This window comes from Lacinutrix sp. WUR7 (genome assembly GCF_016864015.1).
GTDB lineage: Bacteria > Bacteroidota > Bacteroidia > Flavobacteriales > Flavobacteriaceae > Oceanihabitans.
This window is the reverse complement of the sequence record NZ_CP045067.1, coordinates 3825407-3844979: the sequence shown is the minus strand read 5'-3', so window position 1 is coordinate 3844979 and position 19573 is coordinate 3825407. Positions and strand designations below refer to the sequence as shown.

Here is a 19573-nt window from a genome sequence, read left to right as displayed (position 1 = left end):
TTTAAGGATTATTAATTAAATATATATAACATGAAAAATTTAAAATTATTAGTATTCGTATTATTTGCAACAGCAACATTAAGTGCGCAAGAATTAACAAAAACAGCAGTGCCACAAAGTTTTACAGAAGGACTTTTAAAAGAATATCCTAAAGCGCAAAACATAGAGTGGAAACGAAATGGTAATGACTTTAAAGTAACGTTTGACGTAGGAAACATGGAGCGCGAAGTTTGGTTCAACAGAGAAGGAACAAAGGTGCGTGTAGAAAAAGAAATTTCGCATGTAGAGTTACCATCTGCACTTGCAACCTTACTAAAAACGCAATATGCAGATTATAGAATAGATGGTGTAGAGTCTAACGAAAAAGAAGGCGTAATCACTTATAAAGTAGAGTTAGAAAAAGGATGGAATGAAGAAATAGAAATTACATTTACTAGTACAGGAAAGGTATTAAATATCTATAAAGAGTAATCTTAATAATTTTATTTAATGTTGTATGATTTGAATTGCTATAGAAGAAACTTGTAAATCGCATCTATAGGATACCGTTTTAAAGTATAAAAAGATTCTTTTGAATAATAAAAAAATTTGAAATTATATGAATGATAAAGAATTGTCTTAAAAAAAAACATTTTATGAAACAACTATTTAAAAACACTGCTTATTTTTTTTTGTAATACCTCAAAAAAAGATACAACAAATACAACAGTAACTGAAAAGGTAAACATTCAAGAAAATCCTTTGTATTCTATAGATACTGTTGGTATTTCCGTTTTATGGACAGCCTATAAGTTTACCCAATAAACTTGGTGTTAGTGGGAAGTTTGAAGATTTTAAATTTTCAGGAAGTAATGAAGCCTCTTCGATTGAAGAATTACTAAAACAGTCTAAAATTGCAATCTTTACCGCATCGGTAAATTCTAATTCCGAAATAAGAGACCCGAAATTAAGAGTATCTTTTTTTAAGGTATTTAACACTTCCACTATAGAAGGTGCTGTGTTGGAGACAAAGGAAGGAAAAGGGATTGTTAGTTTACAGATGAATACCGAGGCACATCCTTTAGAGTATACCTATTCCTTTAAAAAGGACACCATAGTTATGGAGGCCAAAATAGATTTAAATACATGGAATGGAGAAGAAGCGATGCAATCTTTTAATAAAGAATGCTATGATCTTCACAAACGAACTGACGGCATATCAAAATTATGGACAGATGTAGATGTTCTTATAAAATTGCCAGTCACTAAGACTGCAATAATAGATTAGCAAACTGTGAATTATAAAGAAATAAATATTCCAATAGAAGACATTACTTTAAAAGGTCGTTTACGACTTGCTGAAAATCAAAAGGGACTTATCATCTTTTCTCACGGAAGTGGAAGTAGCAGAATGAGTAGTCGAAATAACTATGTTGCAGACTTGCTTTTAAATGAAGGGTTTTCATCATTATTGTTTGATTTATTAACTGAAACAGAAGATTTAATCCGTGAAAACAGGTTTAATGTAAATCTACTTGCTCAAAGATTGGTAATAGTAACCCAATGGATAGATAAACAAAAAGAAACACAAAATGTTCCCATCGGATTTTTTGGTGCAAGTACAGGTGCTGCGTCTGCGCTAATTGCAGCATCAATTTTGGGTGATAATATAAAAGCTATTGTTTCTAGAGGAGGACGACCAGATTTAGCAGAACCCATTTTAGATAAAATAAATATTCCAACACTTTTAATTATTGGAGGTAACGATGGCATTGTAATAGAATTAAACCAAAAGGCTTATGCTCAATTACAGGGAATCAAGAAAATTGAAATCATAGAAGGTGCAACACATTTATTTTCTGAACCAGGAAAGTTAGAAGCTGTTGCAAAATTAACCTCCAATTGGTTTACTGAATATTTAAAAGCATAGAAGAAATGATTTTTAAAGATAGAATTGAAGCTGGCACTTTATTAGCTGCAGAACTGAGAGTTTATAAAAACGAAAACGCACTAGTTTTAGCCATTCCTAGAGGAGGTGTTCCTTTAGGTTATGTCGTGGCAAAGCAATTACATTTGCCTTTGGAAGTGGTTCTTTCAAAAAAAATAGGACATCCACTTCACAAAGAATTTGCCATTGGTGCAGTCACCTTGAAAAGTCGGGTTTTAAGTGATACAGCTTTAGAAGTATCTCAGAGTTATATTGACGAAGAGACTAAAAGGATTAAAGCCTTACTTGCCAAACGTTATCAAGAGTTTTATGGTAAAAAAACACCACTTCAATTAAAAGGTAAAATATTAATTATTATAGACGATGGCATTGCTACAGGAAACACTATTATATCAACTATTGAAATGTTACACGAAGAACAACCCAAAAAAATTGTGGTAGCTATTCCAGTGTCTTCTAAAAGTGCCTTAATAAAGCTGAAAAACACGCCTTTTGTGGACGAGGTTATCTGTCTATCTACTCCTGAAAATTTTAGAGCTGTAGGTCAATTTTATGAAACCTTTGATCAGGTTGATGACGCAGAAGTTAAAATCTTGCTGAATAAGAATACAGTAGATTAATTTTGTTTCTATCTATCCATTTGCCCAAAAGGGTGAAAATCTATAAGCTTAGTCCTTTCTGTTTGAGTTGCTATTGGTGTAATGGCTTTTGTTTTATTAAACCAAATATACTCGTCAAATTGCGAAGGTAAAGCAGCTTTAAAATAATGACTCATTCGTTCTGTTTCTGGTCTATAAATAACGCCAATAGCGCGCTCAAGTCTTGGTGTGCTTAAAAAATCTCTTAATTTTTTTTCAACATGTTCTTCGCGTAAAGGCAATGTAAAGTTAGGTACATTTGTTCTATGACAAAGGTTTTCATAGCTATCTTCCAGAGAATTATTTATACTCATAATTTCCATAGGTTCTCCCCAATTTTTGGAGGCTGCTACAGTTCCTGTATGTGTTCCAAAACCAATATTATAACATTTGTCACCAAAATTTTCTTTACATAAATGCCCAATATTTATTTCACCTCTAGAATACATTTCTGTTGCCAAGGCATTACCAATATGAGAATTATGCGCCCAAACTATGGCTTTAGAATCTTTGCCAGAATAAGATAATAATGACTTTAATGTATAAAACATATGAAAATCCCGTAAGTTCCAAGATTCTGCATTACCATAGTACATGGCTTTATAATAGCGTTCTGCATCCACTACAACTGTAGCATTTTGGTAGGCGTAAAAATAGGCTTTAGAATGGTTCAGTTTATTTTTGTTTTTTAATAAATCAAACAACATTTTTAAAACTTCCTTCTCACAACTCTTTAATTTATCATTTTTTACTAGTTGTCCATATACTGCTGGGTTTAACATATATGGCATAATGCATGAGTAACGTAATTTTGCAAGTGCTGCCAAGTCAGGGTCAACATCCTGTAGATAGTTAATTACTAAATCAATAGAATTCTCTAATCCATATAAATCCAAGCCATAAAACCCGATGGTATTATTATGTTTGGTATTATATTTTTTAAGCCATTCTACAAAATTGAGTACATCTGTATTTTTCCACATCCATTCTGGAAAGCGCTTAAAAGGCATCCAATTTTTTGATGTATATTCGTTTTGTACATAATTATTAATTTGTTCAGCATCAGACCAATCTGCTTCTGCGCAAACAAGATTAAACCCTTTTTTTTCTATAAGTGCTTTTGTGATTTCTTGTCTGGTTGCATAAAACTCTGAAGTTCCGTGAGAAGATTCACCTAATAACACAACTTTAGCATCACCAATTCTCTCTAATAACCCATCTATTGGAAACTTTTTAATAGTTTTAAAAGGAATGGAACTGATGCCTATTTCATCTATAATTTCATTTTCTGGATAGGTTTCAGCACCTATTTGAGGAAGTATTTTTGGCTTCGGAATAAAATAATTATCTCTTAATGCTTTTGTAACAAATTCGGTTTCAGAAATCCGTTCTATAGTTTCTAATATAATATGTGCCCAATCTGGACCAATTGGTGCCAATAATTTAGATCCAACTTTTAATTGTTCCTTTAGTAATTTTGGAGTTTTGTCAAATTCTGAAGCACTTAAAATAGCATTAAATGGTGCGTTCTCTTTCCATCCTTTTTCAAGAGAACCTATTTTTATATGCACATTGGTAATATCAATTGTTTTTAATACTTCTAATGCCCAATTTGCATAAGTTTCGGTTGTTTCAACAGCATAAACATTTTTATAAATTTTAGCAAGGACTGCCAAAATATAAACAGAATCTACACCAATAATAAGGATGTTTTCTTCTTTTTTTATTTCCAATTGCTCTAACATTCTGGCAATTACAATAACTCTTGGTTCTGTTTTTTCGCTGGATTTCCCAACGCTTAAATTTTCGTAATAATAGGGATGCAACGTTTCTGATAAAAAAAAAGCTTTAGGAATATCATGAAATGCTTTTAAAAGTAATGTATTGCTTATGCCCTTATCCTTTAATTGTTCTGTAATATTAATATCCTTCATCGCTTATATATTTTAATAGACTTATAAATTTATTAAGACGTAATCAATTATGGAATGATACAGGTCATCTTAAGTCATTTTAGTTTCTTGAATTGCTAAGCAATATTTTTGATACATTAAAATGTACCTCCAAAACGTTTTATAATCTGCGCTAAAGCCAATGAACCTATGGCAAAAACAAATACCAAACCTATTTGTTCTATCGATAACTCAGTTAAGAAAAGTGTTTTTGCAACAGGAGATATATAATATGCACTGATGGTAATAAATAACGATAGTATAATCGCAGCCCATACCCAAGGATTATTCGTGATTTCATTATTAATGAAAGGTATATTATTTTTAGTCATGTTAAATACGTTAAGCAACTGCGCCAAGACTAAAGTATAGAAAGCCATATTGTTTATTGTTTGGGCAGCTAGTTGTAATACAAAATAAGAATAGGCTGTAATACCAACAACAGCAAGCGTTATACAAAGTCCGTAGATAATGGTAGACAACCAAAGTTTTCGCGTCATAATGGGTTCGTTAGCTTTTCTTGGTTGTCGTTTCATAATATCCGCTTCACCTTTTCCCATACCTAAAGCTAATGCAGGAAATATATCTGTAACGAGATTTAGAAATAAGATTTGTAGTGGCAGTAAAGGAGCTGGCAAATTAAGTAATGCTGCTAAACCCACAGAAACCACTTCTGCCAAATTACACGATAGTAAATACACTACAAACTGCCTTATATGATCAAAAACAGCACGACCTTGACTAATGGCAAGCTCCATGGTTGTAAATTTGTCATTTTTAAGAATTATATCGGCAGCCTCTCGCGCAGCTTGCGTTCCCCTAATACCCATAGCAATACCAATATCTGCTTTTCGTAATGCAGGTATATCGTTTATTCCATCGCCAAACATACCCACAACATTTTTATTCTTTTGATAAAATGCTACTAGATTTAATTTTTGTTCTGGTGTGACTCTTGCAAAAACCGAAGCATCAAGTAGTTTCGTTTTTATTGTATGATCGGTTTGGTCTTCAAAATGTAAATCTTTACCATGTATAATACTATTTGAAGCTGCATTTTTTGATATTAATCCTATTTCTTCAGCAATTTTTTTTGCAGTTCCAGGATGATCTCCTGTCATCATAACAACTTTAATACCAGCTTCTTTATAAATTTTTATTGTTGGTTTTACATCTTCTCTGGCAGGATCTAAAAAGCCAATAACTCCTAAAAAAGTTATATGTGATAATAAATCTTCTTTTTTAGGTTTGGTTTCATAATTTTTAAATGCAAAAGCTAATACTCTTAGACCTTGAGAAGCCATATCATTCACACGATTAGTCCATTCTTTTTTATTTTCAAATTCTTGTGCTTTATTATCTTTTAAGATGGTTTCGCAATGATTAATAATACTCTCAAATGCTCCCTTTACATAAACAGTATAACCATTACCGTTTTTATTTAATGTTGCCATTAACTTACTGGATGTATTAAAAGGAATTTCTATTTTTTCAGGATTATTTTTTTTAATTATTTTTGGATTAAATTGTAATTTTTCAGCAAATTGAATAAGTGCAACTTCAATGCTATCACCTCTCATTTCTTCAGCATTTATATCAACATTATTACACAAAATACTAGTCCTCATTATAGCATTAAAAGCTTTAGATTGCTTTATATCACTAAAGTAAGCACTGTGTTTGTTTCGTATTTCGCTTAAAATTTCACCTTCAACAACCAGTGTGTGCACTTGCATTTTATCTTCAGTAAGTGTTCCTGTTTTATCAGTGCAAATAATATTTGTTGCTCCCAATGTTTCGACTGATTCCATTTGTTTAATAATGACTTGACGTTTAGAGAGTTTTAGCATTCCTCTTGCTAAAGCAATGGTTGCTACTACAGGAAGTCCTTCTGGTATTGCTGCAACAGCGAGTGCCACTGCTGTTTCTATAATCATTAGCATATCCTGAGTTCTTAAATATCCTGTAATAATAATGAGAACTGCAAAAATTAAGGTGAGCCAAATAAGCCCTTTACTTAATTTATTTAACTTTTTTTCTAATAGTGTTGGTTGTTCTTCAACATCGCTTCCCATTTTTTGAATTTTTCCAAGTTGCGTGTGAGATCCAGTATGTATCACGATTGCTTTTGCAGAACCTTGCTCTACCGTTGTTCCCTTAAATACCATATTCTTCCTACCTGATAATATGGTTTCTTTACTAAGCGAACTTGTATCCTTATATATGGTTCTACTTTCGCCTGTTAAGCTAGCTTCTTTAACAGTTAAATTATCTATTGTTATTAAGCGTGCATCAGCTGAAACCACATCTCCAGCTTCGATAAAAATGATATCTCCAGGAACTACTAGTGATGATTTTATTGTTTTAATTTTTCCTTCACGTAAAACCACACATTCTGTAAATCCCATTAGGCGAAGTGCTTCAAGAGAACGAATACCCTGTAATTCCATTACAAAACCAATCGTTATTGTTATTAAGACAACTGTAATTATGGCTATAGTCTCTAGTAAATCGTTATTAAAAAGAAATGTAAGTACTGCCGCTATGGCAAGAATAAAAATAATTGGACTATTAAATTGGTCTATAAGTATTTTCCATTTTTTCTTGGGCTTATTAGAGGTTATATCATTTTTTCCATACTTTTTGATTCGTTGCTTAACCTCATTTTCAGTTAAACCGTAATCGGAATTACTATTCAATTTTTCTACAATAATTTTTATGGAAAGAGTGAAAGGGGCTAACATAATAGTTGCTATTTTAATTATAACCAATACCTTTGTAAAGGTAAAATATTTAAAAACCCCTTGCCAATACTTTTAATTTAAGTTTAGGCAAGAGGTTGATTTGAATTACTCTAAAATAAAAATCATAAATTAAGCAATCTCTATTTTCTTCGGCTTATGATTTTTAGATGCTTCTGTTTTAGCTAGATTAAAGCTAAGAACACCGTCTTTGTATTTCGCTTTTACGTCTTCTTCTTTTACAGAATCTGGAAGTTGTAGTCTTTTTTCAAAAGAATTGTAACTAAACTCTTTACGCGTATAGTCGTCGTCTTTTTCTTCTTTCGTGTTGGAGCTTTCCGCTGAAATATTTAAGCAGCCATTATCAATGGTTACATCAAAATCTTTCTTTGCAAAACCAGGCGCAGCTAATTCCACTTCAAAGGCATTATCTGTCTCCTTAATATTCAATGCAGGTTCATCGAGTTTCTTATTCCACAAACGATTTTCAAAGAAATTATTGGTATCAAATAAATCTGCTGGAATAAGATTTTCTAAAGGGGTTCTTTTAAATTTTACTAGTGACATAATTTTTAGATTTAAGTTAAACAATTAATGAGTAGCTAATTTAAAATCAATGTGTTACTTAACAAATGATCTAGATCAGAGTAGTGAAATAATTTTGTTTACGGGTATCCGTAAGGATTTGTGTGGGAATGGGGGTAGGTTTGTTAGGCTGATAAAATTTGTTTTTTCGATGTATTACCTCCTTATTTTTTAAAAAGGTTATATATTGGAATCTCCTTAAGAATTTTAATAGCTGATTGTTTTAAGTTTAAATCAAATCAATGGCAAAACACATATCAGAGTCTGATACTAGAGCAAATTTTATAGATCCTAAACTATCTGATAGTCAATGGGATGCTATTCATATTGTTAGAGAATATTATTTTACGGATGGAAGAAAATTATTAGGAAACAAGCGAGGTAAGCGTTTGTTCCTGGATTATCTATTAAAATATAACAATACTAATTTAGCTATTGTTGAAGCCAAAAAGTTAGGAGATCATCCAACAAAAGGATTACAACAAGCATTAGAGTATGCCGAAAAATTAAAAATAAACTTTGTTTACGCTACAAATGGTAAGCAAATTTATGAGTTTGATAGAAGAATAGGAAAAGGAGGCTACGTGGATAATTTTCCAACACCTCAAGAATTATACAACAGACTTTTTGGAGTAAAAAATGAATTAAAAGAACAATTACATAATATTCCTTTTTTACTTACAGGAAACTTTGGACCACGTTATTACCAAGAAATTGCAGTAAGTAAAACAATGGAAAGTATTGCTGATGGACAAAAACGTATTCTTTTAACTTTAGCAACCGGAACTGGTAAAACCTTTATTTCTTTTCAAATAGTACATAAGTTATTGCAAGCCAAATGGAATATAGAAGGAGAAAACAGAAGACCTCGTGTGTTATTTTTAGCAGATAGAAACGTGCTGGCAGATCAAGCCATCAATACATTTAATCCTTACGAAAAGGATGTTATTAAAATTGATGGAGAAGAAGTTAAAAAACGTAATGGCGTAGTGCCAACAAATGCTTTTATCTTTTTTGCTATTTATCAAGCTATTGCAGAACGAGAAGATATTGGTGGTTTTTACAAAGAATATCCAAGTGATTTTTTCGATTTAATTGTAATTGATGAATGCCACAGAGGTTCAGCTAATGAAGAAGGATCTTGGCGAGCTATATTAGATCATTTTAGCCCAGCAGTACATTTAGGTTTAACAGCTACTCCAAAACGAGACGATAACGTAGATACCTACAAATATTTCGGCCAACCTATTTATGAGTATTCTCTAAAAGATGGGATTCAGGATGGGTTTTTAACACCATATAAAGTAAAACGCGTTACAACCAATATAGACGAATACATTCATACCAACGATAGCAAAATTATTCAAGGTGAAGTAAAAAAAGATCGTTACGAACTTAAAGATTTTAATAATAGCATTACTGTAAAACAACGTATTGAGTTGGTTGCGCAAACTATTTTGAAAGAGATTGGCAAAATGGATAAGACCATTGTGTTTTGTGCTAACCAAGATCACGCTCTCGATTTAAGAGATTACATAAACAAGCACAAAACAGTTACAGATATTAATTACTGTGTACGTGTAACTAGTGACGAAGGAAAACATGGTAGAGAATTACTAGAAGCTTTTCAGGATAATGATAAAGATATTCCTGTGATTTTAACCTCTTCAAAGATGCTAACCACTGGAGTTGATGCAAGAAATGTGCGCAATATTGTATTAACCGCACCCATTGGATCTATGGTTGAGTTTAAACAAATTATTGGTCGTGGTACGCGTGTGTTTGATGGTAAAGATTTTTTTACTATTATAGATTTTGTAGGAGCTACCAACTTGTTTTACGATGCAGCTTGGGATGGCGAACCTGAAGAGCCAGAAGGCGAAGGAACAGGAGGAGAACCAACACCAAAACCTCCACGTAAACCAAAAGTTAATGAACCAGGAGAACCTTACGAACGAAAAGAAAAATTAATTATAGAACTCTCTAATGGAAGACAATTAAAAGTTACAGATATTGATACACGTTATATAGACGAAAATGGAAAACCATTAACGGCTCGTGAGTTTTTAGAAAAGCTAATTGGGGAGTTGCCTACTATTTATAAAGACGAAACGCATTTGCGTAAAATATGGTCTAATCCAGATACACGAGCAGATTTATTAATAAAACTAGGCGATTTAGGTTTCGATAACGAACAATTAAACGACCTAAGAAATATGATAGCCACACCAGACTGTGATATTTTTGATGTACTCTCTCACATATCTTTCAATTCTAATTTAATGACACGTAAACAGCGTGTAAAATTTGTGAAAGATGAACCAGAATTTTTTGAGGTCTATAAAAACTTGGAAGCTAAAGACTTTTTAGCCTTTATATTAAATCATTATGAAGAGTATGGTATTGAAGAATTACAACGTGATAAATTAGGGGATTTGGTAAAACTAAAATTAGGCACTACTAAAGATGCTAAAACTGCTTTCGGAGATATGAAAACACTTTTAGGAGCTTATTACAAATTGCAAGAAAATATTTATAGAGCTGGATAAATGAAGCAAATAATAAAACATAGTGACCTAGAGATGTTTCTTAAAGATCTAAGAATTATTTCAAACAAACATAAAAATGAAAAGTCTAAGCATGATTTCAATATTTTTAGAATTATTCGTGCAGGACATGAAGAGGTAAGCTTACATTCTCAATTTTTATTTGAATTATTATCTCCATTAGGAACTCATAATAAAAAAAATGCGTTTTTAGAGTTATTTATAAATCAACTAAACATTAAATTTAATCTAGATAATATAGAGGTACATTGTGAAAAGGATAATATTGATTTGCTAATCCAAAATTCATCGCAAGCAATTATTATTGAAAATAAAATCTACGCTGGAGACCAACCAAAACAATTATCTAGGTATTATAAAATAGTTTCTAATAGTAGGATAAAAGATATTTATATAGTTTATTTAAGTCTCGATGGTAAACCACCATCATTTCAAAGTATTGAGAACTTACCATTAGAAATTATTGAAAATAAGCTTTATAGTAAATCATATAAGAAATTTATAAATCCATGGTTGTCTTTATGTTTAAAAGAATGTGCCACACAACCTGTAATCAGGGAAACCATTGTGCAATACCAACAACTATTAAATCATCTTACTATGAGTAATGAGGTAAAAGAACGTAAAGAATTATTAAATCTTTTAGGTCATGCTGATTATATGAAGCAAGCACAATTTTTGGCAGATAATTGGATACATATGAAATGGCATACAGAAATGGATTTTTGGAACGAGTTATTTACTCAAATTCCAAATGAATTAAAACCTTATCCTATCGTTGAAGAATTTTTATTTAATGATAAATTTCTAAATGGTGTAATTCATTCTAGTAGAAACAAAGATTTTGAATATGGTTTAATGTTAAAACTTTTTAATTTTAAAGATGAAGAGATTTGTTTTATGATTGAACGAGGAGAAGATCGTTTAGATTATGGTTTACTCATTAACTATTTGAACTTAGACAAAAAGAAATGGGAAATTAAAAAAACAGATTTTTCAGATTTTTTAAAAAAGAATATTTCTAATGACTTTTTCGGTGATAAAGATTCACCTTGGATTCATTGGAAATTCCCTAAACAAAATATCGATTTTGAAACATTTAATAATGAAACAACATTGGCATTAGCCAATCCTGAAAAAAGAAAACAAATTGTAAGTAACCTATGGAAAGAAGTCACTGGATACATAAATACAATTTTAAAATGGGAAGGTATCCGAGAATTGAAAGAAAACTAAATGAGCATACAAAACAACATAGACAGAATTACAGACATCCTTAGACGCGACGATGGTATTTCTGGTGCAATGCACTACACAGAGCAAATATCATGGATTCTGTTTCTTAAATTCTTAAACGATTACGAAGACAATAAAGCAGACGAAGCCTTTTTAGAAGGCACAGACTACACACATGTTTTACGTAAAGATTTACGCTGGCAACAATGGGCATGTCCAAAAGATGAAAACAACAAACTCGATGTAAAACGTGCCTTAACAGGTGACGATTTAATAGACTTTGTAAACAACACACTATTTCCATATTTAAAAGCCTTTAAAAGCACTACCAACGATCCTAAAAGTTTAACTTACAAAATAGGTGCAATCTTTGAATATTTAGACAATAGAATTGCGAGCGGACATACATTACGTGAGGTTTTAGATATTATAGATGCTTTAGATTTTCAGAGTAGCGATGAACTTTTTGAGCTTTCTCAAGTATATGAAAACCTATTAAAAAGTATGGGAACTGATGGAGGAAACTCGGGTGAATTTTACACACCAAGAGCCATTATAAAAGCCATGGTAGAAACTACCGATATTAAAGTAGGTGATACCATATATGATGGTGCAGTTGGTTCTGGTGGTTTTTTAGTGGAAGCGTTCGATTTTTTAACCCAAGATGGTAAAAAAGAAAAACTATCTGCTAAAGATTGGGAAACCATACAAAACGATACTTTTTTCGGGCAAGAAAAAACAAGTTTGGGGTATGTAATGGGCATGATGAACATGATTCTACATGGAATAGAAAGCCCGAATGTTTTTAAAGGCAATACGCTAACCCAAAACATACGCGATTACCAAGAAAAAGATAGACACGATGTTATTTTAGCAAACCCACCATTTGGAGGTAAGGAAAAAAAGCAAATACAACAAAACTTTCCTGTAGAAAGTAACGCAACAGAAATCTTGTTTATGCAGCATTTTATGAAAATGCTAAAACTAGAAGGAAGAGCTTCTATTGTAGTACCAGAAGGTGTTTTGTTTCAAACTAACAATGCGTTTACCAAAGTAAAACAAACCTTGTTAGAAAACTATAATGTACATACTATTGTTAGTTTGCCTAGTGGTGTGTTTTTACCTTATAGTGGTGTAAAAACCAATATTATTTATTTTGACAGAAAAGGTGCTACCAACAATATTTGGTATTATGATGTTACTCCACCTCATACGCTAACTAAAAACAAACCAATTTCTTACGAACACATAAAAGAGTTTGTACACTTATTTCATAACCCAAAAGAAAGAAATGCTACCAATGCTAAAACAGGTAAAGACTGCCATAATTGGACAGTTAATGTAGCCGACATAAAAGACTACGACCTTAGCGCAAAAAACCCGCACAAAGTAGTTGAAGTAATACACCAAAGCCCAAAAGATCTTTTAACTGCCATTAAGCAAAACGATAGCCAAATAAATACATTAATGAACCAAATTGAAAGCTTGATTAATGGATAAATTTGCATTTTTACCCGAAATTGTAAAGAAGGGAAAGACAAGTATTAAAAGAGGTCCTTTTGGCAGTGCTTTAAAGAAGTCTTTCTTTGTAGAAAAAGGCTATAAAGTATACGAACAAAAGAATGCTATTAAAGATGATTTTAGTTTAGGTCATTATTATGTCAACAAAGACAAGTTTGAAGAATTAAAAGGATTCGAAGTTAAATCAGGGGACATAATTATTTCTTGTTCAGGAACTATTGGAAAAATAGCAGTTGCCCCTCAAAATATTGAACAAGGAATAATTAATCAGGCTTTGTTGAAAATTTCTTTAAATAATGATATTATTACAACACCATATTTTAAATTTTGGTTTGAGAATTATGTTCTTCAAGGTGAATTAGAATCGATTGGTGCTGCAATAAAAAACATTGTCTCTGTAAAAGAATTGAAACAGATCCCTATCCCACTTCCACCATTACCAGAACAACAACGCATTGTTACAAAATTAGATGGTTTGTTTGCCAAAATAGACCAGGCTATTAGTTTACTAGAAGAAAATATTTTGCATACGCAGGCTTTAATGGGTTCTGTGTTGGATGAGGATTTTGGGAATTCAAATAAGAAATCAAAACCAATAAAAGACTTAGTATTAAAAACAAAAACATTAAGTCCAAAAGCAGAATATTCAAATAATGAGTTTACTTACATAGATATTACTTCAGTTGATAGAACTATTTTTCAGATTAAAAGTCCTAAAATACTTAAAGGTAATGATGCCCCAAGTAGAGCAAGAAAAGTTGTTGAAAAAGGTGATATTGTTTTTGCTACAACAAGACCTAATTTAAAAAATATTGCAATTGTTTCAGCAGAATATAATAATCCTATTGCTTCAACAGGTTTTTGCCTTTTAAGAACTAATAATGAATTATTGAATAATGAGTATTTGTTTTACTTTTTAATTTCAGAAAAAGTTCAAGAATACATTCAACCTTTTATAAAAGGAGCACAATATCCAGCAATTTCAGATAAAGATTTATTAAGCATTGAAATTCCTGTTTTATCCATAAAAGAGCAATCTGAAATTGTTTGTAGAATTAAAACAATTTTCGATGTTTCAAATAATTTAGTAAAAACTCAAACGGAAAAATTAACACATTTAAAAGCTTTAAAAAGCAGTTTGTTAGATCAGGCTTTTAAAGGAGAGTTGTAAACACTTTTATCAGTATTGAAAATTGAAATAAAAAAGAAAAAAAATGGCATTAGAAATTAATATAGGAGAAGAATATAAAATTAAAATTGAGAAAACTAAGGAATTTAAAGACTCTATTTTTAAAGAAGTATATACACAAGCTACAAAAAATGTAGAAGAGATCATTTTACAAGCAAATACAGTTGCTAGTAATAAAAGTATTAGTAATGATGATTACAATAATGTAATCGCTTTTACAGGAGAACGTGGTACAGGTAAAAGTTCTTCTATGATTTCTTTTGCAGATGCTTTAAAAAACAAGAAATCTGATGATGATTTTTGGAGAGCCACTCCTAATCTTGAAAAAGCTAAAATAAAATCTTTAGACATTATTGATCCTTCTTTATTTAGAAATGAAGATAAACTTTTTGAAATTATCATATCTAAAATGTTTTCTAAGTTTCAGAAGAAATTAAAGAAAGAAAATACTATTAAAAATGACCGTAAACGAGATTTAATAAAACAGTTTCAAAAGGTATTTAACAACCTTAAAGTAGTTCATAACGGAAAGTCTGATGTTTACGAAAAAGAAGCTATTGAAGCTTTAAGTGATTTAGCTTTCGGTACAAACTTGAAAGAGAATTTTAAAAAATTAGTAGATGAATATCTACTTTGCATGTACGGAATTGATAATTCAAAAGATAAAAAAGGTTTTTTATTAATTCCTATAGATGATTTTGATTTGAACATTTCTGGTGCTTATGAAATGTTAGAAGATATTCGCCAATTCTTAATTCAAAGTAATGTAATTATTTTAATTGCCTGTAAAATGGAACAATTACAAGATTCTATTAATAACGAAATCATAAAAGAATATAAAACACTTTTTGAGTACAAACAGAATAATAATGATTTAGAATTATCAGAAATTATTTCAAATAAATCAAATAAATATTTAACTAAGCTATTTCCAATTGAAAGAAGGTTAAAAACACCTGATTTATCAACTACCCAATCAACTAAAGTTATAATAAGCTATTAAGGCATGAAAACAAATAATAAAACAATTTATTCCGAAGATAAAAATATTGTAGATACTTTTATTAAAGTAGTTAAAGATAAAGCCAACTTCGTTATTATTAAAGATGATTCAGAAGAGAACATTATTATTCCTGCCAATATAAGAGAATATATAAATACAGTTACTTTTATATATAGAGAAAGCTCTCTTGATTCTTTTAAAGAATATTTAATGAGTGAAATTAATAGTAATTTATCTAAAGAAAATGTTCAATTCTTTAATGAATTAAATAATACGTCTAATAAAGTTTTAAATAGAAAAATAATTAATGGATTGGGTGTTATTTACAAAGATAAACTAGAAAGCTCAATAGATAATTTATATTCTTTAACACAAGCAACAAATTCTAATAATGTATCCTACGGTGACCTTTTATCTATTATAAGGTTCCTTGAAAAAACAAGATTTTTTTCAGAAAAAGAGACTCCTTTTTTTTTAACTTACTTATCAAATTACTATTCAATAAGAATATCTGAAGCTTTAAAAAATAATTTATTGAATTATAATAATTCTGACTTTTATTATTTAATCAATGATCAATTAACTAATAGATCTATAAAATATTTACCATCTGAAAGAAAAGGAAAACCTAGAGATTATTTTGAAATACATAAGTCTCCAAAAAAAATATTTGAGTTAATTTCTAGCCTAGATATTGATGGTAATAATGAAGAGTTATACTTTTGGTTATCATCTTTTTTTGATCGCTTAGGTGATAATATGAACTATGTGACTTCTGATGATGAAATAAAAAGTAGAACAATAAATAGACCTGGAAATCCCTTTGAATCTGTAACATTCAATGCTATTTCATTTTTATACAATACATTATCCCCAAAGAACATACTTCAAACTTATATTCCAAATACTATATCTGATAAAGTCAAAAAAACTGATCTATATATAGAAATGGAGGAATGGAAAAATTCATTACAACCAGATAATGATTATTTTCAAATATTCAACATAGCTTTATTTAATAAGTTTATTAATTTAATGTACAAAAGGGCAGGAACTAAAGATTCTCTAATCCATTTTGACACATACTTATATGAATATATTGTTAGAGGAATACCTGAACTAATTGATGACCTAAATAAAGATTATAATTTTGATTTCGGAAAATTATTAAACCATCCTTTACTTCAATATTGGAGCAACGAAACAAACAAAGAAAAGGTTAGTTTAGTTTTAAGAAAAGTGTTTGAAATACCAGAAAAAAGTTTAGAGAAAAAAAAGTATCCTATTAATAAAGATGCTTATTCTCTAGTTAAGAAATATAAATCCAATATAATAAATAGGATTAATACAAAAACAGTAATAACAAATTTAATAACTAGGCTCGAAGAAATACCTAACACTTCTCCAAATTATATTGATTTAATAAGAGATTTAAGAATAAAAATGGATGATTCATCTAGAGATTCGAATGATGTTAAAAATGAATTATTAAACTTAATTGATAATTCTATAATAAATAATGGATAATCTTAGAAAATCCATAGAAGCAATTTTTAATAATACTTGTCCTGATTTAATACTTCAGCATATATACAGTAATGTTTTAGAAAATGATATTTTTTCTAAAACAGGTTTTTTAGAACAAGGCTTGTCCCTCTTTGATAACTATAGTTTTGATGAAATTGAAAACTTATATAAAAAGTTAGATTCAGATTGGCTACTAGATGTGTATCAAGGAAAAAGTAGTAATAAATCCATTTTTAATTTATTAACTCATTTTAATAAACAAGTTTTAATAGAACGAGACAAAGAACCTTTTGTTTGTTATGAGCATTTATTACGTTGGAGAGATTTGTCTTTTTCTTTAGGAGAGGATTTATTTACCTGTTCTTACTTTGCCTATATGGATAACCGTTCTAAAAGAAAAAGAAATTTCTTTTCTTGGAGAACCGTTGCTTTTTCAAACAATAACAGACTAAAAAAATTATTAGATAAAGGGATTGCAGAAAATCATTTTCATTTAAAGGGTTCTGCTCCCGTTTTCGATTTGAATTGGATTTCTTTAATGAATACGATCAATAGTAATCATCATACTGAAAAGTTTAAGAAATTAAAAAAAGGACTCAAATTAAATGGTACTACCTCTCATTCCTTTAATAATCAAAATAAAGAAATAGACATCCTTGTTTATAAAGCTTCGAAAATTAGACTGGTGTTATTTCAATTTTTATTAGATGAAAATAGTGAAATTAACGTAGCTGATTTTAAGTACTTATTATATCCAAATTCTAATAAAAACGATTCGTTTGAGGTATTAATGAATTTGTCTAATATTCAAATTGAAATAAACGAGAAAAAGAAACTTTACGGCTATGAGTTTTATCATAAAGGAAAGCAAGACGTAGCAGATTATGCCATCACTAAAGACATGCATATTAATAACTTTGAAGGTTCTTTTATAATGTATGGTGAAAGGCAGTTACTCTACAGAGCTTTGAAGTATATCTATGCAGAAAAAAAAGAAAGCTTTAAGATAGAAAAATTATTACACGCATATATATCCATCAAAAATCAATTTAGATCAGAATTGATTCAGGTAAATAAAAAGGTTGGTTTTGCTAACTTTTCTACGTATCAGGATAGAAAAGAATACTTTATTCCAGATAATAGTATTTATGAAACAGCCTTATTACAAATGGCTATTAATGATAGTACAAAGTTTCAAAATATAACTTCTTTTGAAACTAGAATTGCTCCTAAAGACACCGCATTAGCTATTAATACGAGTTTAAAGAAATATCAAATTAATAGTGATCCTAAAGCATTAAAACAGACACACTATAATATTCCTCTCAAAAAGGTTTTAGGTACGTATAAAGCAAACAAAGAAAAACATTTTTATACAGTCCATTTTATTAAGTTTAAAGAGAAGAATACGAATTACAAATTGGCTCAAGAAGTATTACCAAGGCATCATCAATTAAGAAAAGATGTGAAAAAACAAGCCAGAGCAATCGTACAACTTAGAGAATCGTATTCTACCAAAGCAAAATTGATAAGAGGTATTGATGCTGCTTCAAATGAATTTAATGCAAGACCAGAAGTTTTTGCACAAGCCTTTAGGTATTTAAAAGACCATAAATTAAATGGAAAATACAATCATTTAAAGAAAGAGATTGTAGAAAATAAACTGTATGCTACTTATCATGCAGGAGAAGATTTTTATGATATTATAGATGGAATTAGATGTATTGATGAAAGCATTAAGTTTCTAAAATTTTGCCAAGGCGATAGAATAGGACATGCATTGGCACTAGGAATAGATGTTAAAGCATATTTTGATTTTAAAGGAAGAAAATTATTGATTCCGAAAGAGATGTTATTAGATAATATTGCTTGGTTGTTGGCTAAGGTTAGAAAATACAACATAAATGACCATACAAGCGAAATCTATAAATTAGAAAAGTTATTTGATTCTTTATTTAGAGAAATTTATCAATGTTATTTTGATAAAGATTCTAGATTTTATAATATAGATTTTAAACATGAAATATATTTTGATGCATGGAAATTAAGAGGAGATGATCCATATTTATATTTAGAAGATATAGATGACAAAATAGAAGACATTCCGAATATTACCTATTGGGAAAGATGTAGAATTAATCATTTTTATCCTAAAAGAGGAAACATAAGAAATGACAGCAAAACTAAATTTTTGTATCAGCAATATCATTTTAATCCTGCAATAAAAAAGAAGGGTAAAGAAATAAAGCAATTTGAAATTACAGAGGCTTATATAAAATTAGTTACTAGTATTCAAAAAGAATATCAAAACTACATCGTACAAATGAATATAGGAATTGAATGTAATCCAACATCCAATTATTTAATTGGAACTATAGATAAATATAACAAACACCCTATAAAGAATTTTTTCAATTTACACTTAGAAACTGATTTTGATAAGATAAAAGAATGTCCACAATTATTTGTATCCATAAACACAGACGATCAAGGTGTTTTTGGCACTTCTCTAGAAAATGAATATGCTTTGTTAGCTATTGCCATGGAAAAAGAAAAGAATGAAGACGGAAAACCTAAATATTGCCAAACCATGATTTATGAATGGTTAGATAAAATTAGAGAAATGGGTTTAGAACAAAGTTTTAAAAAGTAATGTTCAGTATTACTTTTTTAATTTTTCCAAAAAA

General features: G+C 29.9%; 14 protein-coding genes. 11 read left to right on the top strand and 3 right to left on the bottom strand.

All coding sequences use genetic code 11. From position 1 onward, the window contains the following. Nucleotides 1-30: 30 nt before the first annotated feature. From FG167_RS16690 to FG167_RS16675, 4 genes are all read left to right on the top strand, one after another. Complete coding sequence (locus FG167_RS16690) at nucleotides 31-471, top strand: PepSY-like domain-containing protein (protein WP_203459344.1); 441 nt, start codon at nucleotides 31-33, stop codon at nucleotides 469-471. 289 nt (nucleotides 472-760) lie between these two features. Further along, the gene (locus FG167_RS16685) at nucleotides 761-1267 is read left to right on the top strand and encodes a YceI family protein (protein WP_203459343.1); all 507 of its coding nucleotides are present in this window, start codon (nucleotides 761-763) and stop codon (nucleotides 1265-1267) included. Between the two features lie 6 nt (nucleotides 1268-1273). Beyond that, on the top strand, nucleotides 1274-1909 hold the full coding sequence (locus FG167_RS16680) for a dienelactone hydrolase family protein (RefSeq protein ID WP_203459342.1): 636 nt from the start codon (nucleotides 1274-1276) through the stop codon (nucleotides 1907-1909). Nucleotides 1910-1914: 5 nt separating this feature from the next. Continuing rightward, nucleotides 1915-2547, top strand: a complete 633-nt coding sequence (locus FG167_RS16675) for a phosphoribosyltransferase (protein ID WP_203459341.1) — start codon at nucleotides 1915-1917, stop codon at nucleotides 2545-2547. An 8-nt stretch (nucleotides 2548-2555) separates the two neighbouring features. On the opposite strand, the gene FG167_RS16670 is transcribed toward FG167_RS16675, so the two are convergent. The 3 genes from FG167_RS16670 to FG167_RS16660 all read right to left on the bottom strand — a co-directional run bounded on the left by FG167_RS16670 (nucleotide 2556) and on the right by FG167_RS16660 (nucleotide 7825). Further along, complete coding sequence (locus FG167_RS16670; RefSeq protein ID WP_203459340.1) at nucleotides 2556-4499, bottom strand: erythromycin esterase family protein; 1944 nt, start codon at nucleotides 4497-4499, stop codon at nucleotides 2556-2558. Nucleotides 4500-4615: 116 nt separating this feature from the next. Further along, entirely contained in the window at nucleotides 4616-7261 is a 2646-nt protein-coding gene (locus FG167_RS16665) for a cation-transporting P-type ATPase (protein WP_239004415.1), read from the bottom strand. A 129-nt stretch (nucleotides 7262-7390) separates the two neighbouring features. Beyond that, nucleotides 7391-7825: an Hsp20/alpha crystallin family protein gene (locus FG167_RS16660; RefSeq protein ID WP_203459339.1), complete on the bottom strand. Its 435-nt coding sequence runs from the start codon at nucleotides 7823-7825 to the stop codon at nucleotides 7391-7393. 260 nt (nucleotides 7826-8085) lie between these two features. On the opposite strand from FG167_RS16660, the gene hsdR reads away from it, so the two are divergent. From hsdR to FG167_RS16625, 7 genes are read left to right on the top strand one after another with little or no spacing between them, the layout of a single operon-like run. After that, nucleotides 8086-10392: an EcoAI/FtnUII family type I restriction enzme subunit R gene (hsdR, locus tag FG167_RS16655; protein ID WP_203459338.1), complete on the top strand. Its 2307-nt coding sequence runs from the start codon at nucleotides 8086-8088 to the stop codon at nucleotides 10390-10392. Further along, nucleotides 10393-11646, top strand: a complete 1254-nt coding sequence (locus tag FG167_RS16650) for a PD-(D/E)XK nuclease family protein (RefSeq protein WP_203459337.1) — start codon at nucleotides 10393-10395, stop codon at nucleotides 11644-11646. Continuing rightward, complete coding sequence (locus FG167_RS16645) at nucleotides 11647-13146, top strand: class I SAM-dependent DNA methyltransferase (RefSeq protein ID WP_203459336.1); 1500 nt, start codon at nucleotides 11647-11649, stop codon at nucleotides 13144-13146. After that, the gene (locus FG167_RS16640) at nucleotides 13139-14338 is read left to right on the top strand and encodes a restriction endonuclease subunit S (RefSeq protein WP_203459335.1); all 1200 of its coding nucleotides are present in this window, start codon (nucleotides 13139-13141) and stop codon (nucleotides 14336-14338) included. Before FG167_RS16645 ends, FG167_RS16640 begins: the two co-directional genes overlap by 8 nt. Before the next feature lie 43 nt (nucleotides 14339-14381). Beyond that, the gene (locus FG167_RS16635) at nucleotides 14382-15359 is read left to right on the top strand and encodes a hypothetical protein (protein WP_203459334.1); all 978 of its coding nucleotides are present in this window, start codon (nucleotides 14382-14384) and stop codon (nucleotides 15357-15359) included. Nucleotides 15360-15362: 3 nt separating this feature from the next. Continuing rightward, a complete protein-coding gene (locus FG167_RS16630) occupies nucleotides 15363-16886 on the top strand; it encodes a hypothetical protein (RefSeq protein ID WP_203459333.1) in 1524 nt (507 codons plus the stop codon). Further along, a complete protein-coding gene (locus FG167_RS16625; RefSeq protein WP_203459332.1) occupies nucleotides 16879-19539 on the top strand; it encodes a hypothetical protein in 2661 nt (886 codons plus the stop codon). The genes FG167_RS16630 and FG167_RS16625 overlap by 8 nt, the downstream gene beginning before the upstream one ends. Nucleotides 19540-19573 lie beyond the last annotated feature (34 nt).